Origin of the sequence: Pseudomonas gingeri (assembly GCF_013386115.1) — a bacterium.
GTDB classification, from domain to species: Bacteria; Pseudomonadota; Gammaproteobacteria; order Pseudomonadales; family Pseudomonadaceae; genus Aquipseudomonas; species Aquipseudomonas gingeri.
Genome location: NZ_JACAOR010000004.1, coordinates 1 through 23,420, shown reverse-complemented (window position 1 = coordinate 23,420; position 23,420 = coordinate 1). Strand labels below are relative to the sequence as shown.

The window sequence follows — 23,420 nt, the reverse complement described above, 5'->3', positions numbered from 1 at the left end:
GACGCCAGGCCCCCTCAAGGGCTTTCGAAACCCACCGCCCGCGGAGACACCGCACATGAACGACTCCCCCACACCCGACACGGCCCCGCCGCTCATGCCCTATCAGGAGCATTGGATCGACGGCCAGGCCCGCTCCATCGACGAGCGCTACCAGATCCTCCAGGAATACCGGGACGACTACAAACCGACCTCAACCTACCGACTCTCGGCAGAGAATGATCCGATCCTGATAGAGCGAAAGATCGTTTCGACGTCCTACAAGCCGCCCCACTCGACGCTGGACTACCTGATATTCACCACCAGCGACAGTGCCGACACCGTGAGGGTCCATTGTCCGCAGGAGCAATTGATAGTCGACATCAACCATGAGCGTTACCTGATCAGCCCGGCCTCTCTGCAACAGATACTGGTCATCCGCACCCGCGGCGGGGCCGACAGGGTGACGGTCGATGAACAGGTGAAGCTGCGGACCATCGTCGAAACCGCCGACGGCGACGATGTTATCCACAGCGAAGGCGCCGAAATCCAGATCCATGCCGGCCCGGGCGATGATTTCATCACCACGGGTGCAGGCGGCAAGGCCTACGTCGAGGCCGGAGAAGGCAACGACATGATCTTTGTCGAAGGCGACGCCACCGTCTATGGCGGCGCCGGCAACGATCATATCAGCGCCACCGCCAGCCTGGACGACAGTCGCCATCTGCTCAACGGCGGCCAGGGCAACGATCTGCTGATCGGTGGCCGGGGGCACAGCATCCTCAGTGGCAGCGACGGCGACGACTCTATTCTGGCCGGCGTCGGGACCAACACGATTTACACCGGGGCCGGACAGGACACCGTCATGCTGATCAAACCGGCGGATAACGTCTTCAGCAACGATACCCGCGACCAGTTGTTCCAGGCCGCCCCCCAACCACCCGCCAATGCCGAGGAGCTGCGTGTGCAGGCATCGTCTGCCGAGGGCTTGCGGGTCACCCTGCTCAGCCACCTTGGCCTGGAGCATACCGGTCTCGTGGTCAACGGTTCCCCGGCATTTCAGGACCGGGTCAACGATGACCTGAGATTGCTCGGCGGCTCGCCCGTGGGCAGCCAGCTGTTATCGGTGCTGGATAAAACCGCCAGGGCACAGGGCATCGCCGTCACGATCAACCCGCTGGAATATGAGCACAACGCGCTGTTTCTGACCGATGCCCAGGCCCAGGGCGATATCTATATCAGAGACACAAGCGCGGGAGACGGGCGCCCGGGAGGAAACATCCACTACAACCCGGCCGTTGAAATCGACGCGACTCCCGGCCTCGTCCTGCTCTACCACGAACTCTGCCACGCCTATAACCGGGTGACCGGAACGTCTTTCCTCGGGTATGGCTTCGACGGCCCCCGTGGCGACAAATCCCCACGCACGGTGCCCAATGAGGAACTGCAGGTCATAGGCCTGCCGGCTGCGGTAACGCCCTTCGATTTCGACGCCGACCCGAATACTCCGGCGCTGGACAGCAACCCGACGCCCTTCACCGAAAACGGCTTGCGCGAAGAGCTGGGATTGGCCCCGCGAAACTGGGTACAGCCACGCTAAACCAGCGTCTCGTCTCCCGACGGCACCACCAGGATCCCCGCCCGCAGGCCGTTTTTCACCTTCGGGTTGGGGAAAATGATCCGGGCGCCCTGCTCTTCCACCACCCAGCGACTGTTCGCCAGGTCTTCGGCCAGCAGGTAGCCCTTGGGCAGTTCGGTGAAATTCTCGATATCCGCCGGCAGGTGCAACAGGAAGGAATCGCTGTGCTTGATGATTTCCCGCGCCACGCTGAACAGTTGCAGGCCATCGAGGCTGTCATCGACAACCGGCTCGCTGCCCTCGATCAGTTGCTTGAGGCAGCGCTCCAGGCGAGAAACGTCAACCCCCTGGTTCTGGCCGAACGGCCGGGCCTTGCCCAGCTCCAGGGTAAAGGACTCGGCGCCCAGCTTGTCGTAGGTGTAGCTGCTGAAGACGATGGAGGGCTTGTTCTGCAGCAGCACCGCCGACATGCCGGCGGCGCGCAGGCGGGCCAGTTCGCGACGGGAATGGGCACGCCCTTCCTTGTACGGGTAGAGCGCGAACTGTTCGATCTTCGAACCGCGAATCGCCGTGTGCAGGTCGTAGTGCACACGACCGCGATCGGCGACGCTGAAGAAACTCGCCGCCAGCCGCTCCAGCTCACAGGCACGCAAGGCTTCGCTGCCACTGCTTTGTTCATGCCGGCCGTTGAACAGCCGGTTGACGTCCTGCTCGACATAACGCTCGCCGCGACGCATCGCCTCGGGGTTGCCGAACAGGAACAGAATGCGTGCCCGAGGCTTCAGGTCGCCCCGGGCAATGTCGTGCAACAGGCGATCGAGCAATTCGATCGGCGCTGTCTCGTTACCGTGGATACCGGCGGACAGCAGCAGGTCCTGGCCGTTATCCCTGGCCTCAGGAGGTCGCACTTCCAGCGCGCCCTCGCTCAGCCAGCGCATCCGCACGCCTTCGACCGTCAGTTGAGTCTTCTCTGCCGGTTCGCGACCGGCGAGGGTCAATTCAAGCAGTTTGCCGAGGGCGAGCATAATGCGCTGTTCCTTGATCAGTGATCGTGGTTGCAATCGGGGCCGTGCACGTGATCGTCGTCGCCGACGTCGGCCGGTTCCATTTCCAGTTGCAGACTTACAAGATTAGTCGCCAATGGGCGAAGCAGCAGGTTGGCGTATTCGGCATCGCCCTCTTCGACATCGACGCCGATCAGCAATTGGCCGCGACCGTCGTGCTGGATCCACAACTCCTTGCCCTGCCATATCACGGCAACGCGCGTGCAGGAGGTTTCCAGTTGAGTGCCGTCGGTGTCTTCAAGAATCAGCTGCAGGGTATCGCTCATGGTCGTGCTCTCATCTGGAGGAAAAGCCGGGCGCCCGACCTTCTGGCAAAGAAGGCCGGGCGCGCGCTTTCAATTGATCTGGAATGGATAAACCGCGCCCAGTTTAAGGATTTGCGTCAGTTCATCCAGTGCCGTCCGGCACTCCAGCAGCAACTGCGGGTCTGCCAGGTCGCTTTCGCGCAGGGAGTCGCGGTAGTGCTTTTCGACCCATTGGGTCAGCGTGTCGTACAACGGCGCGGTCATGATAACGCCTGGGTTGACCGCCGCCAGCTCGGTTTCATTCAGCGCAACACGCAGGCGCAGGCACGCCGGCCCGCCACCGTTCTGCATGCTCTGCTTGAGGTCGAAGACTTTCACCTCGCGAATCACCCCGGCAGCGGCCGTCAGGCCCTGCAGGTACTGCCAGACGCGCTCGTTCTTGCGGCACTCTTCCGGCACGATCAGCATCATGGTGCCGTCGGCGCGGGTCAGCAGCTGGCTGTTGAACAGGTAGGAACGCACCGCGTCATCCACCGTCACCAGGGCACGCGGCACGCAGACCGCCTGGAAGTTGCCGCCGCACCTGGCCAGTTTGTCGCGCAGTTCGGCCAGTACCCGCTCGGTGTCGAGGAAGGCGTCCTCGTGATAGAACAGCACCTCGCCATTCCCCACCGCGATCACATCGTTGTGGAATACACCCTGGTCGATCACCGCCGGGTTCTGCTGGGCATAGACCACACCGTCATCGCTCAGGCCGTGCAGGCGGGCGACCGCCTGGGAGGCTTCGAGGGTCTGCCGTGCCGGGTATTTCTGCGGCGCCGGGTAGCGGGTATCGAAGGCACTGCGGCCGAACACGAAGAACTCGACACCGGCCTCGCCGTATTCACGACAGAAGCGGGTGTGGTTGGCCGCGCCTTCGTCGCCGAACTGGGCGACGGCGGGCAACGCCGCGTGGTGGGCGAAGTGCTTGCTGTCAGCGAACATCGCGCCGAGCACACGGCTGGTGGTCGGGTGTTCGATGCTGCGGTGATACTTGCAGTTCAGGTTGGCCGCGGTGAAGTGCACGCGACCGTCGGCGGTGTCGGCACTCGGGCTGACGGTGCCGGCGTTGGCCACCCACATGCTCGAGGCCGAGCAACTGGCGACCAGCAACGGCATGGCCTGCCTGGCCGCCTGCTCGATCACCTGCGCGTCGGTGCCGGCAAAGCCGAGCCGGCGCAGGGCGGCGACATCCGGACGTTCCTGGGGTGCGAGCACGCCCTGGACAAAGCCCATCTCCATCAGCGCCTTCATCTTCGCCAGGCCTTGCAGCGCCGCTTCCTTCGGATTGGAAGCCTGCTGGCTGTTGCTCTGGGAAGCGACGTTGCCGTAGGACAAGCCGCCGTAGTTATGGGTCGGGCCTACAAGACCGTCAAAATTGACTTCAAAGGATTTCATCGGCGAGGCTCCATGAATCTGTTTTTATAAGCACAAATCATCTGCGTATGGCGACCGCTTCGCGGTCATCGCTGGCAAGCCAGCTCCTACAGGGGTCCAGGTACATTGCGCGTTGTTGTGTACGCCGCAGAACCTTGTAGGCGCTGGCTTGCCAGCGGTAGGGCCCGAAGGCCCGAAGGCTCAGGAAAGCCGAACACCCGGCGTCAGTGTCGCCGGAACCGTCAGGCTCGGCGTTTCCAGCGACGCCACCGGGTACGCGCAATAATCCGCCGCGTAGTAGGCGCTGGCGCGATGGTTACCCGAAGCCCCTACCCCGCCGAATGGAGCGCTGCTCGCGGCACCGGTCAATTGCTTGTTCCAGTTGACGATCCCGGCACGGCTTTGCAACCAGAACTGCTGGTAGCGCGCCTCGGAATCCGACAGCAGGCCAGCCGCGAGGCCGAACTGGGTGTTGTTGGCCTCGGCAATCGCCGCGTCGAAATCGGCGTAGCGGATCACCTGCAGCAACGGCCCGAAGAATTCCTCGTCGACACGTTCACTCACCGCCGTCACATCGAGAATCCCCGGTGTCAGCAAGGCCGCGCCGGCCTGTGGTTGAGTCATCGGCAGCAGCGCCACGGCGCCGTTACCCAGCAGGTGCGCCTGCGCCTCCATCAGCGCCCGGGCCGCACCCAGGGAAATCACCGAGCCCATGAACGGTGCCGGCTGCTGATCGAACGCACCGACCTCGATGCCCGAACTGACTTCGACCAGGCGCGCCAGCAAGCGGTCGCCCCAGGCCCCTTCGGGTACCAGCAGGCGCCGGGCACAGGTGCAACGCTGGCCGGCCGAGATGAAGGCCGACTGGATAATGGTATAGACCGCGGCATCCAGGTCTTCGACCTGATCCACCACCAGCGGGTTGTTGCCGCCCATTTCCAGGGCCAGGATCTTGTCCGGACGCCCGGCGAACTGCTGGTGCAGGTGATTGCCGGTACGGCTCGAACCGGTGAAGAACAGGCCGTCGATCCCCGGATTCGCCGCCAGGGCGATACCGGTTTCGCGAGCACCTTGCAGCAGGTTCAGCACGCCCGCCGGCAGGCCGGCCTCGATCCAGCACTTGACCGTCAGTTCGGCGACTTTCGGGGTCAGCTCGCTCGGCTTGAACAGCACGCTGTTACCGGCCAGCAGCGCCGGCACGATATGGCCGTTGGGCAGATGACCAGGGAAGTTGTAGGGACCGAACACCGCCACCACGCCATGGGGCTTGTGGCGCAGTACCGCCGTGGCGTCGCCCAGCGGGCCGCTCTTCTCGCCGGTCCGCTCGCGGTAGCTCTGGATCGAAATGGCGATCTTGTTGACCATGCTGGTCACTTCGGTCGCCGACTCCCACAGCGGCTTGCCGGTTTCCTCGCCGATGCACCGGGCCAGTTCGTCGGCATGACTCTTCAGGCTGGCGGCAAAGGCTTCGAGCACGACGATACGCTCATCCAGGCTACGCCGGGCCCAGGCCGGGAATGCCTCGCGGGCGTTCTGCACGGCCTGTTCGACCTGGGCTGCGCTGGCGCCGTTGCCGGACCACAGCACCTGCTGGGTCACCGGGTTCAGCGACTCGAAGGCTTCGCCCTGGCCGGCGTGCCATTGGCCTGCGATGTAAAGCGTGCTCATTATTTCGACTCCCGGGAAGCAGACAACGGAACCGCGCGGACCTGGTCACCCGCACTCAATTGAAGACGTTTGGCGGTCAACGGATCGACCACCAGCGTGCCCGCCGCGAATCGCGCGGGAGCCGCGGTGATGCGGCAGTCTTCGCGCTTGCGGTTGTGGATCAGGAACGGCGTGGCGTCATCGCCTGGCGTACCGATGGCCAGCACCAGCGCCTGGCTGTCGCGTACCGCGCGGATCTTGCCGGTTTCGCACTCCACCGCCGGGCCGGCGTCGAAGATGTCGACATAGCCCTGGTAGCTGAAACCTTCGCTCTTGAGCATCGACAGGGCCGGCTCGGTATCGGTGTGCACCTTGCCGATCACCGCCCGGGCATCCTCGGAGAGGAAGCAGGTGTACAGCGGGAACTTCGGCATCAGCTCGGCAATGAAGGCCTTGTTGCCGACACCGGTCAGGTAGTCGGCCTGGCTGAACTCCATCTTGAAGAAGTGCCGACCCAGGCTCTCCCAGAACGGCGAGCGCCCGGCTTCGTCGGACATGCCGCGCATCTCGGCGATGATCTTGTTGCCGAACAGTTGCGGGAACTCGGCGATAAACAGCATCCGCGCCTTGGCCAGCATCCGGCCATTCAGACCGCTGCGGTAGTCGGCGTGGAGGAACAGCGAGCACAGTTCGGAGTTGCCGGTCAGGTCGTTGGCCAGGAACAGCGTCGGGATCTCGCGGTAGATATTCAGTTCCTGGGAGGCGCTGACCGTCAGGCCGACCCGGAAGTTGTACCAGGGCTCGCGCAGGCCCACGGCACCGGCAATCGCCGAAATGCCGACCACCCGGCCATTGTCGTCTTCGAGCACGAACAGGTAGTCCGCATCGGCACGCCCGGCGTCGCCCCGGAAGGTTTTTTCCGCCCAGCCGACACGATGAGCCAGACGCTCTTCGTTGGCCGGCAAGGTGGTCAGGCCGGTGCCGGTGCTGCGGGCCAGGTCGATCAGAGCGGGTAAGTCGCTGCTGCGTACGGGACGAACGATCATGCTATCTCCTCAAACGGACGCCGACTGACGGCATCCGCGAAACTCGCTGTAAGGCTGCTTGCGATACCGGCCTCAAACCGCCACCAGGCGCACGCTGGCACCTTCGCCGACGCCCAGGGCTTCGGCCGCTTGCAGATCCAGGGTGACCGGCTTGCCCGGCGCGTAATCGAGCTCCAGCAGCACGGCGCGATAGTCCTGCAGCAATGCGTTGGACACCAGGTACTGGCGACCGCCGCCCCTGGTCTCGCCGATCTTCACCGGCACCACGCGGCTCTGGGCAATCGAACGGATCCCGGTGACCCGCGCATGCAAGGTCGGGCCGCCGTCGAAAATATCGATGTAGTGATCGGTCTCGAAACCCTCGCGCATCAGGATGTCGAAGGTGATCTGCGCCCGCGGATGCACCTGGCCCATGGCTTCCTGGGCGGCGTCCGGCAACAGCGGCACGTAGATCGGATAATGCGGCATCAGTTCGGCAAGGAAGGTCCGGCTCTTCAAGCCGCACAGGCGCTCGGCCTCGGCGTAGTTCAGGTCGAAGAAGTTGCGGCCGATGGCGTCCCAGAACGGCGAGTCGCCATGCTCGTCGCTGTAGCCGACGATCTCGGTCACCACCGAATCGGCGAAGCGTTCCGGATGGCTGGCGACGAACAACAGGCGGCCACGGGAGTTGAGCTCCGACCAGGCCGAACCCACCAGTTCCGGCACCACATAGAAGCTGGTCAGCAAGCTGTTGCCGGTCAGGTCGTGGCACTGGGAAAGCACGTGGATCTTGTTGTGGATCTTCAGCTCGCGCGACGCATGGACAAAGGTCTCGTTGCGGAAGCTGTAGAACGGCTCCGAGTAACCGGCCGAGGCGACGATCGCCGAGCAGCCCACCAGCTTGCCGGTGTCGGTATCTTCGAGCACGAAGAAATAGCTTTCTTCACCGTTGAAACTGACTTCGGCGGCAAACGAGGCTTCGCTCGCGGCGATCTTGTCGCGCAGGCGGCCTTCGTCATCCGGCAGGGAAGTGACACCGATCGGGCTGTCGGCGGCCAGACGCCGTACCTCGTCCAGGTCAGCCATTTGCGCGGGGCGCATCACCAGCATGGTGTCACTCCTTACTGAAAAACAGATCGGCAGAATCGGCCGACACAGGGAAAAAAATGCCGGGCAGGCCCGGCACAGAAAAAATCTGCTCGTCGCCGACCCATGGGCCGACGACGGCGGTACTACGTTTCGCTCAAGCCTGTTTCGCTCAAGTCCGGCTCGCTCAAGCCTGGGTCAGCTTGGCTACCGCACGCTCGAAACGGTCCAGGCCTTCCTTGATGTCCGCGTCCTCGACCACCAGGCTCGGGGCGAAACGGATCACGTCCGGACCGGCTTGCAGGATCATCAGGTTTTCTTTCTCGGCCGCGTTGAACACGTCCTTGGCCTTGCCCTTCCAGGCATCGGCCAGCACGCAACCGAGCAACAGGCCCATGCCACGGACCTGGGTGAACAGGCCGTACTTGGCGCCGATCTGCTCCAGGCGGGTCTTGAAGGCATCGTGCTTGGCATTGACGCCGTTGAGCACTTCAGGAGTGTTGATCACGTCGATCACCGCATTGCCGACCGCGCACGCCAGCGGGTTGCCGCCGTAGGTGGTGCCGTGGGTGCCGACCACCAGGTGCTTGGCCAGCGCTTCGCTGGTGAGCATCGCGGCAATCGGGAAACCGCCGCCCAGGCTCTTGGCGCTGGTGAGGATGTCCGGAGTCACGCCGTAGTGCATATAGGCGAACAGCTTGCCGCTGCGCCCCATGCCGGTCTGCACTTCGTCGAACACCAGCAGCGCGTCGTGCTGGTCGCACAGCTCGCGGGCACCCTGCAGGTAGGCCTGTTCGGCCGGCAGTACGCCGCCCTCGCCTTGCACGGGTTCGAGCACCACGGCACAGGTCTTGTCCGAGATCGCCGCTTTCAGCGCGTCCAGGTCATTGAACGGCACATGGGTGATACCGGTGATTTTCGGACCGAAGCCGTCGGAGTACTTCGACTGGCCACCGACGTTCACGGTGAACAGGGTACGGCCGTGGAAGCTGTTGAGCGCGGCGATGATTTCGTATTTTTCCGTGCCGAAGCGATCGAATGCCACGCGACGGGCCAGCTTGAACGCGGCTTCATTGGCCTCGGCGCCGGAGTTGCAGAAGAACACGCGCTCGGCGAAGGTCGCGTCCACCAGCTTCTTGGCCAGGCGCAGGGCCGGTTCGTTGGTGAAGACGTTGGAGACATGCCACAGGTTGTTGGCCTGCTCGGTCAGGGCACCGACCAGCGCCGGATGGGCATGGCCCAGCACGTTGACCGCAATCCCGCCGGCGAAATCGACCAGCTCCCGGCCCGCCTGGTCCCAGACTCGGGAACCCGCGCCACGAACAGGGATAAAAGCCGCAGGTGCGTAGTTGGGAACCATTACCTGGTCGAAATCGGCGCGTTGCACCGGAGCTTGCTCAACGGACATCGGAGTCTCCTGAAGAGGAACGCCTGCCTGAAACTGGCGAGCGATGGGGGGATTGTAAGGACAGATTTCAGTCCGGCCTTGTCGCCAAGCGACAACTTCTTATAGCGCCAAACCGGGTTTTGCCGGGGTTGTCGGCAATGCGACAAATAGCATCGCAAAGGCGCAGTTTAAACGGTGGGAGGCTTTTGATGCAGGGTCGGCGGGATGAGATTTTCGACTGACGACCGTCGCCGCGTGAATTCCTGTGAAATGTTGTGAATTCGAGTGGACAGCCCGCCGGGCCTGGACAGGGCGAACGATCATCGCAGCGCCACTTTGCCGTTCCTCACCCGGCCGACAAGCGGGCAGATACCCTCGCCCTCGGAGCCCGCGGCAAATGGCCTTTCGAGCCAAGGTTGCCAGTATTGCGCCAGCCACTCGGCCGCCCCGTCGAAACCTGTCGGCAGGTGCCTGGCCCGCCTGTTTACATGGCTTTTGGCCTGCAATTAGGCCGGGAAATATGTAACAAAATGTACACAAGTCTCGGGCTTCATGAGCAGGCCCCCGCTCAAGCGGCGGGTCGCCCACAGCGACCCGGTAACCCCGACCACACACTCGCTTCCCTTCAGCCAGCGCCGCCCGCGGCCAGGCCGGAGCAAGGCCGTGTGCCTGGAAAACGACCCTCAGGGAGGTTCTGCATGACCCCGATACGCACCGCTACCGACCCCGCCGACCGCAAAGTCGATGCCGCCCAGAACAAATTCGAGGTTGCGCTGTTCCAGGCCGGCAACCAGCCGGTCTTCGATCCGTCAAAGATCCGCGGCAACAACCTTCCAGTGCCCTTCCAGGATGTCCAGCCACCCAAGGACGGCAGCATCACCTATACGCCACTGGGTAGCGACAAGCCGGTGACGGTCAAGGAAAAGGATGACCCGACCCTGTACAAGCAGGTGCTGAACCAATACCAGTTGAACCAGAAGAGCGATGCCCATGAAGCCGGTATCGTCCAGAGCCAGAAGGACGGCTACGCGCTGGCCGACAGCAGCACCGTCGCCCCGGGCCTGGCGAACTACAAGGCGATCGGCGCCGCCGACGAGGTCGGGCCGGGGCTGATCCGCTACGAGACCTTCAGCGGCGAAAAGGTCGTGGTCAGCCAGAAGGACAACCCGACACTGTTCGACCAGGTCAGCCAGGACCATGACAAGCTGATCGCGATCAACCAGAGCGAAGCCGAGGGCTATCGACTCGCCGGCCCCAACGAAACCTTCGACGCCATGCACCTGGTAGGAGCGCCTGAAGAAGTCGGCCCCGGCCTGATCCGCTACGAAACCGACTCGGGGCAGAAGATCATCGTCTCCAGGGACATGACCCCGGAGCTCTACAACCAGGCCGCCAACGAATACAAGGGCGTTACCGGTGCGCCCGGTGCCAGCGACAACAACTGGATCGACAAGTCCGGCTACGCCGCCGGCGCCAAGGACTGGGACAAGATCACCGGCAACACCGGCACCCAGCCGACCCAGGAAGAACTCGACCTGAACCGGCCCATCGCCGCCGCCGAAATGATCTCGGCCAACTGGAACGCCTGGGGCCTGCACGACACCCCCATCGACTTCGCCAACCCGCCGAGCAGCCTGCCGCCCGAAGCCCAGGCCGCGCTCAAGTATGTCGCCAGCAGCCCGTCGCTGATGGCCGCGCTGGACACCGGTGGCCGGGGCAAGGCCGACGCGGTGATCACCCACGCCGATGTCGACCGTTTTATCGGCAACGCCAAGGGCGATCTATCCGCCGCGTCGAGTTCCTACTCGAAGTTCCTCGGCAACAACCCTGGCGACCTGGCCAAGGCCAACGCCAAGTCCGCCGCGATCCTGATGGCCAACAACTCGCTGGTCGCCAGCGCCGGTCCGAACATGACCACCGGCAGCAGCGACCAGCGCGAGAACAAGGGCGAGATCCACATCGACAACCTGACCGGCCTGGCCAGCGACCCGGGCCTGAGTTCGGAACTGACCGGCGCCGCCGATCTCTGGTCGCGCCCCGGCATGATGCGCTCGCTGGACCTGGGCGGTGACGACCCGGTGCTGTACCACGAAGACAAGGTCATCGTGCGCGACAACATCGGCGCCTGGCTGGAAAAGCAGGCACCCAAGACCGACTCCGACACCCTGACCTTCCTCGACGGTGCCGCCGTACGTGACGAAGTGGCCGATGTCGACACCTCCAAGCTGACCGCCGACGTACTGCAACACCCGGAAAACTACGACGGCAAGACCAAGGCCGCGGTCCTCGTCCAGCTGACCGACACCCAGACCCGCCTGGCCCTCAGCGACTACAAGGACAACGACACCGGCCTGCTCGACAAGTACACCTCGCCCAACAAAGGCCTCAACCCCAACGAGGACAAGATCAAGGGCCAGGTACAGGACGCGATCCGCACCCTGATGGCCGACAAGGACGTCCAGGGTTTCCTGCAGAACAACCGGGGCCCGGCGCTGCAGGACATCGTCAACAGCGACCCGGAACTGAAGATCGCCCTGCAGTCCTACAAGGCCAACCAGCTGGACACCGGCAATGTCCTCAACACCGACCTCAACGCCAAGGGCCCGGACGGCAAGCCGCTGCCACCCGGCGTCGCCCTGCAGAACGCGGCCAACGACATCACCATCGCCAACCTCGCGCTGGGCGGCAACGGTGACGTGGACCTGCATGCCATCGCGGAAAAGTCCGGGCAGATGGACAATCTCTACAACACCTACAAGAACGACTTCGTCTCGGGCCAGGCGTTCAAGGACATGGTGGCCAGCGGCATGGACCCGGTAGAGGCGGCCAGCAGCTTCGCCGCCAGCGCCTCGGCCTTCCAGGCCTTCCTCGGCCCCAACGCCACTTCGGGCGACGCTGCGACCCTGCAGGTCAACTTCAACGAAGCGCTGTCCGACGCCCTGGTCAACAGTGCCGACAGCAACAGCCTCAACATCACCCTGGGCGATGCCAACGGCAACTTCGACGAAGCCAAGGTCACGGCCGCCCTGAACGCCGCCGCCGAGGCCGACCCGCAACTGTTCACCGCGTCCGACGGCACCAAGATCGACCCGGCGCAAGTGGTGGGTATGCTGCGTTCGGTGTGGGACAGCGGCCGCCAGAACGACAAGATCATCGACGCCCTGCCCAAGGCCATCGACGGCTTGAAACTGGGCAATGTCACCGACGCCTACAAGCAGGGCCTGCTGCATATCGGCAGCGCCATCCTCGCCGGCGGCGTGCTGATCGCCCGCTCCGCCACCGGCAGCAACACCCCCATCGCCGACGCCAGTCGCGTCTCGGCGGGCCTGCAATTCGCCGGCCTGTTGATGGAGGGTGGCACCAAGTACGCCAAGGAGTTCGGCTTTGGCACCAGCTGGGTCATCGACAAGAACGTCGGTGAAGGCATCGGTGCCTTCCCGACCCGCGAACTGACCGGCAAGGGGCCGTTGAGCGCCGACGCCATCGCCAAGCTGGGCAACGTCGGCAAGCTGGTCGGTGGTGCCGGCAGCTTTATCGGTGGTGTGCTGGGCATCATGGGCGGTATCCAGGGCATCACCCACGGCGAGCCCGTGAGCGGCGCCTTCGGCCTGGCCGGCGGCATCCTCGGCACCGGCGCCGCCACCGCCAGCCTGATCGAAGGCGGCGCCGGCCTGTTCGGCCTCAGCGACATCGCCGCCGTAGCCGGCTCCATCAGCGGTGTACTCGGTCTCGCCGGCGCGATCCTCGGCGGCATCGGCAGTGCCTTCATCCCCTTCGCCCTGGCCGATGCCCGCGGCAAGGAGCAAGACAAGTTCTATGGCGAACTGGTGCCGATCCTCAAGCAGTACGGCTTGACCGGCGGACCGGAACAGCCCGGCGACTATCCGGAGGATCCGATCCCGGCAATCAACACCTGACACCACGAAAGTCCGAGCGGTCGCCTCCGTGGCGACCGCTCCCCCGTCCCCACTGCTCACGTAAAAAGGTAACACCATGAATTCCAGCGATATCGTTCACATTCCGGCACAGGGTGCCGTGTACACGACAGACAGCCTGGAGCATGAAATCCATTTCGGGCCCTTCAAGCTGGTGCCCTGGCAACAGGCACTGTTCAGGGATGGCCAACGCGTCACGCTCGGCAGCCGGGCCATGCAACTGCTGATCTGCCTGGCATCGCGTGCCGGCGAGCTACTGGAAAAGAAACAATTGATGGCACTGGTCTGGCCCAAGGCGATTGTCGAGGAATGCAACCTGCGCACGCAGATCCGCACCTTGCGCCTGGCCCTGGAGGAAGATGAACAGGCCCCGCATATCGTCACCGTGGCGGGACGCGGCTATCGCTTCGTCACCCCGACCACCCTGCGCCCGGCCGCGCGGACCATCGCCGTCCAGCCCAAGCCGGACTATGCCGCCAGCTTCCTGCCACGGGCCATCGCCCAGTATCAGGTCAACGTCAACCTGAGCCTGGCCTATTCAGGCACGCGCGCGCGGGACGACCTGTACCGGGAAAGACCGACGATGTTCTAGTCGCGAGGGACGCTCAACCGCGCTCGGAAGGGACCGAGGACAGTTCGAACGGGCTGCTGCTGCGTCGCTGGTTGCGATCTTCCCGCGGCGTGGCGCCGAAGAAGTTGCGGTAGGCACTGGAGAAATGCGGCCCCGAGGAGAAACCGCAGGACAGGCCGATCTGGATGATCGACTTGCTGGTCTGCATCAGCATCTGCCGGGCCTTGTTCAGGCGCAGCTCCAGGTAGTACTGGCTGGGCACCCGGTTGAGATACTGCTTGAAGATCCGCTCCAGCTGCCGACGGGAGACACAGACATGCTGGGCGATCTCGTCGGTGGTCAGCGGCTCTTCGATATTGGCTTCCATCAGCAACACCGCCTGGGTCAGCTTCGGATGGCTGGAACCCAGGCGATTCTGCAACGGAATGCGCTGGCGCTCGCCGCCTTCGCGGATGCGTTCGACCACCAGTTCCTCGGATACCGCACCAGCCAGTTCGGCGCCATGGTCGCGGGCCAGGACCGCCAGCAGCAGATCCAGCACCGACATCCCGCCACAGGCCGTCAGGCGATCGCGATCCCAGTCGAACAGATGACTGGTGGCAATCACCTTGGGGAAACGCTCGGCGAAATCATCCTGCCAGCGCCAGTGCACGGCGGCACGATAACCATCGAGCAAACCCAGTTGGGCCAACGGATAGACACCGGCGGACAAACCACCGATCACACAACCGGCGCGCACCAGTTGCTTGAGGGCACTGCTGAGTGCCGGCGCCAACACCGTCGGTGGCTCATCGGCCAGCAGGAACAGTTTCTGACAACCTTCGAGCCTGCCGGCCCAAGGCTCGCCCGGCAGCTGCCAGGCGCCCGGCAACGCGGCGTCGGCGGGCGCCTCGGCCTGCAGGAACGACAGCTCGTAGACCACCTCCGGATGCACACGCTGGGCGACACGCAAGGCCTCCTCGGCCAGCGCCAGCGTCAAGGCTTTAGTGCTGGGCCAAATCAGGAAACCAATTCGATGGGCAGTCATGGCGTGCAATCCGAAAACAGAACAGAGTGAAAAGCCGAGGGCAGCCAACTCAAAGTAGACCACACCGCGCACGGCGCGCAGCATGACCTATTTTGGTGCGCAACGGCAGCATAAAAAGCGAAGACTATTTCAGGCTGCCCGACAGGAATTGCTGCAGACGCTCGGATTGCGGGTTGACCAGCACTTCGCGGGGATTGCCACGCTCTTCCACCACGCCCTTGTGCAGGAACACCAGCTGGTTGGAGACTTCACGGGCAAAGCCCATTTCGTGGGTCACCACGACCATGGTCCGACCTTCCTGTGCCAGGGCCTGCATCACTTTCAATACATCGCCGACCAGTTCCGGGTCGAGGGCCGAGGTCGGCTCGTCGAACAGCATGACCTCCGGCTCCATCGCCAGGGCCCGGGCAATCGCCACGCGCTGCTGCTCGCCACCGGACATATGGCCCGGATAGGCATCCTTGCGATGGGCCACGCCGACCTTGTTCAGGTAGTGCTCGGCCTTTTCCAGCGCTTCTTTCTTCGATACGCCCAGGACATGCACGGGGGCTTCGATAATGTTTTCCAGCGCGGTCATGTGCGACCACAGGTTGAAGTGCTGGAACACCATCGACAGCCGCGAGCGCATGCGCTGCAACTGTTTCGGGTCGGCGGCCTTCATCGCGCCGTCCTTGTTCGCCACCAGCTTCAGCTCTTCGTTGTTGAGCAGGATCCGCCCGGCGTGGGGCTGTTCCAACAGGTTGATGCAGCGCAGGAAGGTACTTTTGCCGGAGCCACTGGAGCCGATGATGCTGATCACATCACCCGCCTGGGCGGCCAGGGACACCCCCTTGAGCACTTCGTGACTGCCATAGCGTTTATGCAGGTCTTGGACTTCAAGCTTGTACATGCGGTCGGTTCTCACAAAAACAGTCAGGTCAGTCGCTGAGCAGGCGCCCGTGGCGAAGAGGCTCGCGCCCCGCCACCTTGGCCAGCCAGATCGCGGGTTGGGCGTAACGCAGCCGTTCTACGGCATACAACACACCGGCTGTGCCGGCACACACGGTGCTGACCCGGTCGGATAAAGGATCGATCACTTCAAACAGCGGCTCGCCGGGCTCGACCCAACTGCCCACCGGGCACAGATAGCTGACCACGCCGGCATGGGGCGCGTAGAGCAACTCGGTGCCTTCGAAGGGCATGGCTTCACAGGCCTCATGTTGCGGCGCCGGCCACTCGCCGCTGATCAGGCCCTGCCCGGCGAGGAACGCGAGGATGCCTTCGGCGTGCGCCTCGGCCTCGGGCCGACCGGTATCGGCCTGGCCGCCCAGTTCGATGGTGGTGGACATGCCCGCCAGCGGAATCGACGCCTGCGGGAACTGCCGCGACAACTGCAACCAGGGCAGCGAGCAGGCTTCATCGAAGGAAGTACCGCCCGACTCTTCCGCCAGCAACGCCACTTTCACATCCAGCTGCGCCGCCAGGGAACGCCACTGCGGCCAGTGTTGCGGCAACGCATACATGTGCAGCGCCGCCTCGCAATCGCAGTGCAGGTCCAGCACCACGTCGGCATCGCAGGCATGGCCGAGCAAGACCCGCTGCATCCCCTGCAACGGGCTGTTCGCCGGCGGCAAGGCCGCCAGCACATCGCGCATCGCCTGGCGGATCAACTGGACATTGGCATGGGGATCGTCCCCCAGCCTGTCGCCCACCAGGGCCGCGACCGGCTCGGCCAGCGCCACGAAGTCACGGTTGAAATTCTTGCCGCTGGCGTATTCGAAACGGCCCTGGTGATTGCCTTGCAGCAACTGCCCCAGGCCAATCGGATTGGCCACCGGGACCAGTTCGATGACCCCCTTCAGGGCCCCCCGGGCTTCCAGTTCGAGCAGGCGCTTCTTCAGCTCCCAGGCGGTGCGCATGCCCGGCAGTTCGTCGGCGTGCAGGCTGGCCTGGATATAGGCCTTGCGCTCGCCGCTGCCGAAACGGAATACCGACAGCTGGCGCTCGGTGCCCAGGCTGCCCCAGGGCAGGGAATGATCGATACGTTCCATGCTCAGTGCTTCCGTGGAGCCAGGTAGCCCAGCCAGCGGCGCTCGGCCAGCTTGAACAGGCGCACCAGGATAAAGGTCAGGCACAGGTAGAACACGCCGGCAGTGATGTAGGCTTCGAACGGCAGGTAATACTGGGCGTTGACGGTACGCGCGGCGCCGGTGATATCGATCAGGGTGACGATGGAGGCCAGGCTGGTGGTCTGCAGCATCATGATCACTTCATTGCTGTACTGCGGCAGCGCCCGGCGCAGGGCCGATGGCAGCAGGATGCGCCGATACATCTTGTAGCGCGACATGCCCATGGCCTTGGCCGCCTCGATCTCGCCATTGGGCGTGGCCCTGAGGCTGCCGGCGATGATTTCCGCGGTATAGGCGCTGGTGTTGATGGCAAAGGCCAGGCATGCACAGAAGGTCGCGCTCGACAGCCAGGGCCAGAGAAAGCTCTCGCGCACCGCTTCGAACTGGGCCAGGCCGTAGTAGATCAGGAACAACTGCACCAGCATCGGCGTGCCGCGGATCACGTAGGTGTAGAGCCAGGCGCTGGTGTTCACCAGAGGCTGCCTGGACACCCGCATCAGGCCCAGCGGCAAGGCCGCCAGCAGGCCTAACAGCAACGACAAGGCCAGCAGTTTCAGGGTGGTCAGCAAGCCGCCGAGGTACAGCGGCATGGCCTCCCAGATGACGTTGTAGTCGAAGATCATAGATCAGCCGCCCTTACGCCTACCGAGTAGCGCTTCTCGAGGTGACGCAATGCCAGCAACGAGACACTGGTGATCACCAGGTACATCGCCGCCACTGCAAGGAAGAAGGTGAAAGGCTCGCGGGTGGCGTCGGCCGCCTGCTTGGCCTTGAACATCATGTCTTGCAGGCCGACCACGGAAATCAGTGCGGTGGCCTTGGTCAATACCAGCCAGTTGTTGGTGAAGCCGGGAATCGCCAGGCGAATCATCTGTGGCACCAACACCCGGAAGAACACTTGCAGGCTGCTCATGCCGTAGGCCATGCCGGCCTCGGCCTGCCCCTTGGGGATCGCCATGAAGGCACCGCGGAAGGTTTCCGACAGGTACGCCCCGAAAATGAAACCCAGGGTACCGATACCGGCCGCCAGGGGATTGAGATCGATGTAGTCGTCATAACCGAGCAACGGCGCGACACGATTGAGCAGGTCCTGGCCGCCGTAGAAAATCAGCAGGATCAGCACCAGGTCGGGAATCCCGCGGATCACCGTGGAATACAGGTCGCCGAGCCAGGCCAGCCAGCGCACCGGCGACAGGCGCAACGCCACCCCGATCAGACCCAGGACAATGGCCAGGGCCATGGACGACAAGGCGAGCTGAAGCGTCAGCCAAGCGCCATCGAGGATAACCGCCCCGTAGCCTTTCAACATGATTCAGGTCCTCGAAAACAGGGATGAAAAAATGGCGCAAACCTCAGGGAGCCTGTTGCTTGCGCCATTTCGGACGAACTGCTGCGATGACTTACTTGCCGTAAATATCGAAGTCGAAGTACTTGTCCTGGATTTGCTTGTACTTGCCGCTGGCACGGATCGCGGCGATAGCGGCGTTGATCTTGTCCAGGTCGGCCTTGTCACCCTTGCGCACGGCGATGCCGATGCCGTCACCGAAGTACTTCTCGTCGGTGAATTGCGGGCCGACGAACGCGAAGCCCTTGCCGGCGTCGGTTTTCAGGAAGCCGTCCTGCAGCAGGGTGGCATCGGCCACGGTGCCGTCGAGGCGGCCGGCGGCCACGTCGAGGTAGATCTCGTTCTGCGAACCGTAAGGCTTGATCTCGGCACCCAGCGGAGCCAGGACCTCGCGAGCGAAACGCTCGTGGATCGAGCCGCGCTGCACACCGATATTCTTGCCCTTGAGTTCGGCGAGGTTGGCGCTGATGACAGTGCCTTCCTTCATCACCAGGCGAGCCGGGGTGTTGTAGTACTTGTTGGTGAAGTCGACGGACTTCTTGCGGTCTTCAGTGATCGACATGGACGACAGGATCGCGTCGATCTTGCGCACCTTGAGCGCCGGGATCAGACCGTCGAACTCCTGCTCGACCCAGACACACTTGACCTTCATCTCTTCGCACAGGGCGTTGCCGATGTCGTAGTCGAAACCGACGATGCTGCCATCCGGCGCCTTGGAAGCGAACGGAGGGTAAGCCGCTTCGATACCAATTTTCAGAGGCTTTTCATCGGCGAATGTCGGCAGCGACAGCACGGACAGTGCCAGGGCGCCAAGAAGCACGAGTTTCTTCATCTTAGGACTCCATCGGTAAAGGGCAAAAACGGCAGAGTGAGCGTGAGCCCAATATGCGGATGGGTTAAACGGGATAGCGTTGCCGCGTCCTGCAGGCGCTGGTTCGAGTCCAGCCCAGGCAACGACGAGGGAGTGATCGGCATTCTAACGACAGGCCCGAAGTCGATATTTCTTCAATGCGACAACTAATTACAGAAGCATCGAGAATGCCGACCCGGCACATTGACAGCCCTTGAGTTTTATGCAAGAGCAAAAGACAGGCAACCGATCTACGTTGCAAATTGCGGGCCTATTATTCGCAAAGCCTTCTATTCCGGCAAGCACAGCGTGCAACGATGTTTTTTCCGCAGGCCCGGCAGGCCGAAAAACAGTGGCGGGCGTTTCCCTTTGCCCCGGTTATGGGCGACAGGTGACATATTCGGTTACTTGAAGGTGCAAGGGTAACAACCGGAAATGCCCTACGGCAAAAACCGATATTTATCTCTTTCTCACTCAGATACGCCTGCTCTTTGCAGGCGCAGGCTTGCCGACGAAGAGGCCCCTGAGCTCCGCAGAGCCCCTCCTGCCGCCATCGCCGGCAAGCCGGCTACAAGTAAAAAGCCCCGCCCGGCTCACGCCGGACGGGGCTCGATGACCTTGAAGCGCCTCAGGCGACGTTCATGGTCTTGTGGGTATCGATCAAGTGCTGCACCACTCCCGGATCGGCCAGGGTGGAGATATCACCCAGCCCATCGTATTCCGCCGTGGCGATCTTGCGCAGGATACGGCGCATGATTTTCCCCGAGCGGGTCTTCGGCAACCCCGGCGCCCACTGGATCACGTCCGGCGAGGCAATCGGCCCGATCTCCTTGCGCACCCAGTTCTTCAGCTCCAGGCGCAACGCCTCGCTCGGCTCCTCGCCACTGTTGAGAGTGACATAGACATAGATGCCCTGGCCCTTGATGTCATGGGGCACGCCGACCACTGCCGCCTCGGCGACTTTCGGGTGGGCGACCATGGCGCTTTCGATCTCGGCGGTGCCCATGCGGTGCCCGGAAACGTTCAGCACGTCGTCGACACGGCCGGTGATCCAGTAATAGCCGTCTTCGTCGCGACGGGCGCCGTCACCGGTGAAGTACATGCCGCGGAATGTCTTGAAGTAGGTGTCGACGAAACGGTCGTGGTCGCCGTACAGCGTACGCGCCTGGCCCGGCCACGAATCGAGGATCACCAGGTTGCCTTCGGCCGCCCCCTCGATGATGTTGCCCAGGTTGTCCACCAGGGCCGGCACCACGCCGAAGAACGGACGGGTCGCCGAGCCCGGCTTGAGGGCATGGGCGCCCGGCAGCGGGCTCATCATGTTGCCGCCGGTCTCGGTCTGCCACCAGGTATCGACGATCGGGCAGCGGGACTTGCCGACATTCTTGTAGTACCAGTCCCAGGCTTCCGGGTTGATCGGCTCGCCCACCGAGCCGAGCAGGCGCAGGCTGCTGCCATCGGCGCCTTCGACGGCCGCGGTGCCCTGGGCCATCATGGCGCGGATGGCCGTTGGTGCGGTGTAGAGGATATTGACCTTGTGCTTGTCGACGATCTTCGCCACCCGGGTGATGTCCGGGTAGTTCGGCACACCTTCGAACAGCACGGTGGTCGCGCCGTTGGCCAGCGGCCCGTAGACGATATAGGTGTGGCCGGTGACCCAGCCGACGTCGGCGGTGCACCAGTAGACTTCGCCCGGACGGTAGTCGAATACACGTTCGTGGGTCAGGGCCGCATACAGCAGGTAGCCGCCGGTGGTGTGCTGGACACCCTTGGGCTTGCCGGTGGAACCAGAGGTATAAAGGATGAACAAGGCTTCTTCAGCGCCCATCTCTTTCGGCGCGCAGACACTGCCCGCCACTTTCATCAGGTCTTCGAACCAGATGTCACGATGCTGGTTCCACTTGATGTCGCCGCCGGTGCGCTTGCACACGATGACTTTCTGGATGCTGCTGGTTTCCGGGTTGGTCAGGGCATCGTCGACGTTGGCCTTGAGCGGGATCTTCTTGCCGGCACGCACGCCTTCGTCAGCGGTGATCACCACTTTAGAACGGCAGTCGATGATCCGTCCGGCCAGGGCTTCGGGCGAGAACCCGCCGAACACCACCGAGTGGATAGCACCGATCCGGGTACAGGCCAGCATGGCGACCACGGCTTCGGGAATCATCGGCATATAGATGGTCACCACGTCGCCGCGATGGACATCCTGCCCGCGCAGGGCGTTGGCGAACTTGCAGACCTGCTCGTGCAGTTCGCGATAGGTGATGTTGCGCGAATCGGCAGGGTCGTCGCCCTCCCAGATGATCGCGACCTGATCGCCGCGCTCGGCCAGATGGCGATCCAGGCAGTTATAGGAAACGTTCAGGGTGCCATCGGCGAACCATTTGATATCGACATGGTGATCGTCGAAGGAAGTCTGCTTGACCGTGGTGAAAGGCTTGATCCAGTCGAGACGCTTGGCTTGTTCGCGCCAGAAGCCGTCAGGGTTGACGACCGACTGCTGGTACATCGCCTTGTAGGTCGCCTCGTCGGTCAGCGTAGTCGCCAGGACCTCAGGACGAACGGGGTACAGGGAAGCCGCACTCATCTTTCTTACCTCGGTGGATAGTTGTTGTTTTATGGCCCTGTTGTAGCCGGGCTGACGCGGGTGGGCCATTCGACGATGGTAGTAACAAAACCCTACAAAACATCGTATTAACCGCCGGCAAGGCTCAAGCACGCCGCCCGCAGCGTTTTCTGGCCCGGTGAAAATAACTCGGATCCGGGGTGTGCGAGACGTTTTTCGACGATTGTTACAGGTTTTGTCAATAGTCTTTATCAAATGCCCCTCTATATGAATGGTTTGCGCACTCTTAAAATCAACTTCGCCAACTAAGGCAACGAATTAACCAAGTGACAGCCCCCACGAAGGCCGTTAATTCGAATTCAAACTTTCGACAGCTTCACTCGCGGCCTCACAAGGGCCGCGTGCCCCCACACGACCGTCAATAGGTGAACCCGATGAAACTTTTTGCCGCTTTAATCCTCAGCAGCCTGTGTGCCACAGCCATGGCCGGCGAGGCGGCGACTGATGTAGCCAACCAGAACCTGCCCGTAGAGGAATACACTTACTCGGCACACCCGGATATTCACAAAGTTATCTCCATGAGTGAAATCCCGGAAGTTTGCGAAGTTGTACCGGCACGCATGGTCTACGAAGATTCCCAGGGCGTCCGGCATATCATGGAATATCGCGTAATGGGTAACGGTTGCTCCAACGGCTGATAGCCGGCATAAAAAAACCACCCGCCGCAGGCAACGAGTCCTGCGGCAAAGGTGCATCCCCCGTCAAACCACCCCCTCGCCGATCAGCCGGACCGACCGTCGCAAAACACCCCCTCCGGTCAAAAAACTCTTTTGCCGCCAAAGCCCTGCAAATCCGAGGCGCGTCCTGAAAAGCACGCACAAGGTCGGAATCCGTCACACCATTGACCCGAAAAAGCCCTTATAATGTCCCGGTAAACGGGCTCGCAACATTCCCTTGCAAGGTAGCGTTCTCACGCTGGCATCACTGCAGGAACAGGCGTCATTCCCTGCGCCACCCGCCCCTCGAGGGCCCCGTACAAATTTTCCGTTGTTTGCCTGCGTAGCTTTGCCTGCATAGCCAGGGCGACAAACGATTCCATCTATCCAACGCGGCCGTTGGCCGTGTGAAAAACCGACCATCAGTGTTTTCACACGGGCGACAGGCCCTCACGCAGGAGACGACACGTCATGCTGAGCTGGGACGAATTCGACAAAGAAGAAGGTGAAGCAGCGCCCAAGGGTGCCAACGCCGGCCATGCCACCGAAGCCAACATGGACCGCCTGGACAGCGCCGGTGGTGCCGCCGCCCTCGAGGCCCGTGCCGTGACCGCGTCCGATTCGGCCGCCATCGCCCGTGCCAAGGCTGCTCTCGACGCCCTCGACGTTGCCGAAGGCCTGGCCGAACTCGACGGCGCCTCGGCCCGTGTCGCAGTCGATGAAAAGCGCATGATCAACTGCCGCGCCGACCTCAACCAGCTCGTCCCCTTCAAGTACGACTGGGCCTGGCAGAAGTACCTCGACGGCTGTGCCAACCACTGGATGCCGCAAGAGGTCAACATGACCGCCGACATCGCCCTGTGGAAAAACCCGGAAGGCC

The 23,420-nt window shown here is 62.9% G+C and carries 19 protein-coding genes; 5 read left to right on the top strand and 14 right to left on the bottom strand.

Annotated features, from left to right (window positions below):
• Positions 1-55: 55 nt before the first annotated feature.
• Positions 56-1,576, top strand: a complete 1,521-nt coding sequence (locus HX881_RS07850; RefSeq protein WP_177083849.1) for a M91 family zinc metallopeptidase — start codon at positions 56-58, stop codon at positions 1,574-1,576.
• Here the strand turns inward: HX881_RS07850 and astE are convergent.
• The 7 genes from astE to HX881_RS07815 form a co-directional block, all read right to left on the bottom strand.
• Positions 1,573-2,580 (bottom strand): succinylglutamate desuccinylase, encoded by a 1,008-nt coding sequence (gene astE / locus HX881_RS07845; RefSeq protein ID WP_017126129.1) that lies wholly within the window; start codon positions 2,578-2,580, stop codon positions 1,573-1,575. The two genes, HX881_RS07850 and astE, sit on opposite strands and share 4 nt — an antisense overlap.
• Before the next feature lie 17 nt (positions 2,581-2,597).
• Positions 2,598-2,885, bottom strand: coding sequence for a topoisomerase II (locus tag HX881_RS07840; RefSeq protein WP_103032975.1), 288 nt, complete (start codon positions 2,883-2,885; stop codon positions 2,598-2,600).
• A gap of 69 nt (positions 2,886-2,954) precedes the next feature.
• On the bottom strand, positions 2,955-4,301 hold the full coding sequence (astB, locus tag HX881_RS07835; RefSeq protein WP_017126131.1) for an N-succinylarginine dihydrolase: 1,347 nt from the start codon (positions 4,299-4,301) through the stop codon (positions 2,955-2,957).
• A 180-nt stretch (positions 4,302-4,481) separates the two neighbouring features.
• Positions 4,482-5,951: a succinylglutamate-semialdehyde dehydrogenase gene (astD, locus tag HX881_RS07830; RefSeq protein WP_177083859.1), complete on the bottom strand. Its 1,470-nt coding sequence runs from the start codon at positions 5,949-5,951 to the stop codon at positions 4,482-4,484.
• Positions 5,948-6,973 (bottom strand): arginine N-succinyltransferase, encoded by a 1,026-nt coding sequence (astA, locus tag HX881_RS07825; protein WP_017126133.1) that lies wholly within the window; start codon positions 6,971-6,973, stop codon positions 5,948-5,950. The genes astD and astA overlap by 4 nt, the downstream gene beginning before the upstream one ends.
• A gap of 72 nt (positions 6,974-7,045) precedes the next feature.
• Positions 7,046-8,062, bottom strand: a complete 1,017-nt coding sequence (gene aruF, locus HX881_RS07820) for an arginine/ornithine succinyltransferase subunit alpha (protein ID WP_017126134.1) — start codon at positions 8,060-8,062, stop codon at positions 7,046-7,048.
• A gap of 163 nt (positions 8,063-8,225) precedes the next feature.
• Positions 8,226-9,446, bottom strand: a complete 1,221-nt coding sequence (locus HX881_RS07815; RefSeq protein WP_177083847.1) for an aspartate aminotransferase family protein — start codon at positions 9,444-9,446, stop codon at positions 8,226-8,228.
• Positions 9,447-10,123: 677 nt separating this feature from the next.
• On the opposite strand from HX881_RS07815, the gene HX881_RS07810 reads away from it, so the two are divergent.
• The gene (locus tag HX881_RS07810) at positions 10,124-13,342 is read left to right on the top strand and encodes a type III effector HrpK domain-containing protein (RefSeq protein WP_177083845.1); all 3,219 of its coding nucleotides are present in this window, start codon (positions 10,124-10,126) and stop codon (positions 13,340-13,342) included.
• Positions 13,343-13,418: 76 nt separating this feature from the next.
• Complete coding sequence (locus HX881_RS07805) at positions 13,419-13,952, top strand: winged helix-turn-helix domain-containing protein (protein WP_177083843.1); 534 nt, start codon at positions 13,419-13,421, stop codon at positions 13,950-13,952.
• Between the two features lie 13 nt (positions 13,953-13,965).
• On the opposite strand, the gene argR is transcribed toward HX881_RS07805, so the two are convergent.
• From argR to acs, 7 genes are all read right to left on the bottom strand, one after another.
• Positions 13,966-14,958, bottom strand: coding sequence for a transcriptional regulator ArgR (gene argR / locus HX881_RS07800; RefSeq protein WP_042935372.1), 993 nt, complete (start codon positions 14,956-14,958; stop codon positions 13,966-13,968).
• A 124-nt stretch (positions 14,959-15,082) separates the two neighbouring features.
• The gene (locus tag HX881_RS07795) at positions 15,083-15,847 is read right to left on the bottom strand and encodes an ABC transporter ATP-binding protein (protein WP_103032974.1); all 765 of its coding nucleotides are present in this window, start codon (positions 15,845-15,847) and stop codon (positions 15,083-15,085) included.
• Positions 15,848-15,875: 28 nt separating this feature from the next.
• Positions 15,876-16,988: a succinylglutamate desuccinylase/aspartoacylase family protein gene (locus tag HX881_RS07790; protein ID WP_017126138.1), complete on the bottom strand. Its 1,113-nt coding sequence runs from the start codon at positions 16,986-16,988 to the stop codon at positions 15,876-15,878.
• Between the two features lie 2 nt (positions 16,989-16,990).
• Positions 16,991-17,689, bottom strand: a complete 699-nt coding sequence (locus HX881_RS07785) for an ABC transporter permease (protein ID WP_177083841.1) — start codon at positions 17,687-17,689, stop codon at positions 16,991-16,993.
• On the bottom strand, positions 17,686-18,375 hold the full coding sequence (locus tag HX881_RS07780; RefSeq protein WP_017126140.1) for an ABC transporter permease: 690 nt from the start codon (positions 18,373-18,375) through the stop codon (positions 17,686-17,688). Before HX881_RS07780 ends, HX881_RS07785 begins: the two co-directional genes overlap by 4 nt.
• 91 nt (positions 18,376-18,466) lie before the next feature.
• Entirely contained in the window at positions 18,467-19,243 is a 777-nt protein-coding gene (locus HX881_RS07775) for an ABC transporter substrate-binding protein (protein ID WP_017126141.1), read from the bottom strand.
• Between the two features lie 646 nt (positions 19,244-19,889).
• The gene (acs, locus tag HX881_RS07770) at positions 19,890-21,845 is read right to left on the bottom strand and encodes an acetate--CoA ligase (protein WP_103032973.1); all 1,956 of its coding nucleotides are present in this window, start codon (positions 21,843-21,845) and stop codon (positions 19,890-19,892) included.
• Between the two features lie 413 nt (positions 21,846-22,258).
• Between acs and HX881_RS07765 the strand changes: the two genes are divergently transcribed.
• Positions 22,259-22,522 (top strand): DUF2790 domain-containing protein, encoded by a 264-nt coding sequence (locus HX881_RS07765; protein ID WP_017126142.1) that lies wholly within the window; start codon positions 22,259-22,261, stop codon positions 22,520-22,522.
• 489 nt (positions 22,523-23,011) lie between these two features.
• Positions 23,012-23,420, top strand: a 409-nt coding sequence (locus HX881_RS07760) for a ribonucleotide-diphosphate reductase subunit beta (protein WP_177083839.1), incomplete at its 3' end; no start/stop codon positions are given.

Bases quoted from the DNA above. Each gene is read 5' to 3' on its own strand.
- HX881_RS07790 (WP_017126138.1), bottom strand. From the start codon at position 16,988: ATGGAACGTATCGATCATTCCCTGCCCTGGGGCAGCCTGGGCACCGAG.
- argR (WP_042935372.1), bottom strand. From the start codon at position 14,958: ATGACTGCCCATCGAATTGGTTTCCTGATTTGGCCCAGCACTAAAGCC.
- HX881_RS07775 (WP_017126141.1), bottom strand. From the start codon at position 19,243: ATGAAGAAACTCGTGCTTCTTGGCGCCCTGGCACTGTCCGTGCTGTCG.
- HX881_RS07840 (WP_103032975.1), bottom strand. From the start codon at position 2,885: ATGAGCGATACCCTGCAGCTGATTCTTGAAGACACCGACGGCACTCAA.
- aruF (WP_017126134.1), bottom strand. From the start codon at position 8,062: ATGCTGGTGATGCGCCCCGCGCAAATGGCTGACCTGGACGAGGTACGG.
- HX881_RS07805 (WP_177083843.1), top strand. From the start codon at position 13,419: ATGAATTCCAGCGATATCGTTCACATTCCGGCACAGGGTGCCGTGTAC.
- astA (WP_017126133.1), bottom strand. From the start codon at position 6,973: ATGATCGTTCGTCCCGTACGCAGCAGCGACTTACCCGCTCTGATCGAC.
- astB (WP_017126131.1), bottom strand. From the start codon at position 4,301: ATGAAATCCTTTGAAGTCAATTTTGACGGTCTTGTAGGCCCGACCCAT.
- HX881_RS07765 (WP_017126142.1), top strand. From the start codon at position 22,259: ATGAAACTTTTTGCCGCTTTAATCCTCAGCAGCCTGTGTGCCACAGCC.
- HX881_RS07815 (WP_177083847.1), bottom strand. From the start codon at position 9,446: ATGTCCGTTGAGCAAGCTCCGGTGCAACGCGCCGATTTCGACCAGGTA.
- HX881_RS07850 (WP_177083849.1), top strand. From the start codon at position 56: ATGAACGACTCCCCCACACCCGACACGGCCCCGCCGCTCATGCCCTAT.
- HX881_RS07810 (WP_177083845.1), top strand. From the start codon at position 10,124: ATGACCCCGATACGCACCGCTACCGACCCCGCCGACCGCAAAGTCGAT.
- HX881_RS07795 (WP_103032974.1), bottom strand. From the start codon at position 15,847: ATGTACAAGCTTGAAGTCCAAGACCTGCATAAACGCTATGGCAGTCAC.
- HX881_RS07780 (WP_017126140.1), bottom strand. From the start codon at position 18,375: ATGTTGAAAGGCTACGGGGCGGTTATCCTCGATGGCGCTTGGCTGACG.
- acs (WP_103032973.1), bottom strand. From the start codon at position 21,845: ATGAGTGCGGCTTCCCTGTACCCCGTTCGTCCTGAGGTCCTGGCGACT.
- HX881_RS07785 (WP_177083841.1), bottom strand. From the start codon at position 17,689: ATGATCTTCGACTACAACGTCATCTGGGAGGCCATGCCGCTGTACCTC.
- astE (WP_017126129.1), bottom strand. From the start codon at position 2,580: ATGCTCGCCCTCGGCAAACTGCTTGAATTGACCCTCGCCGGTCGCGAA.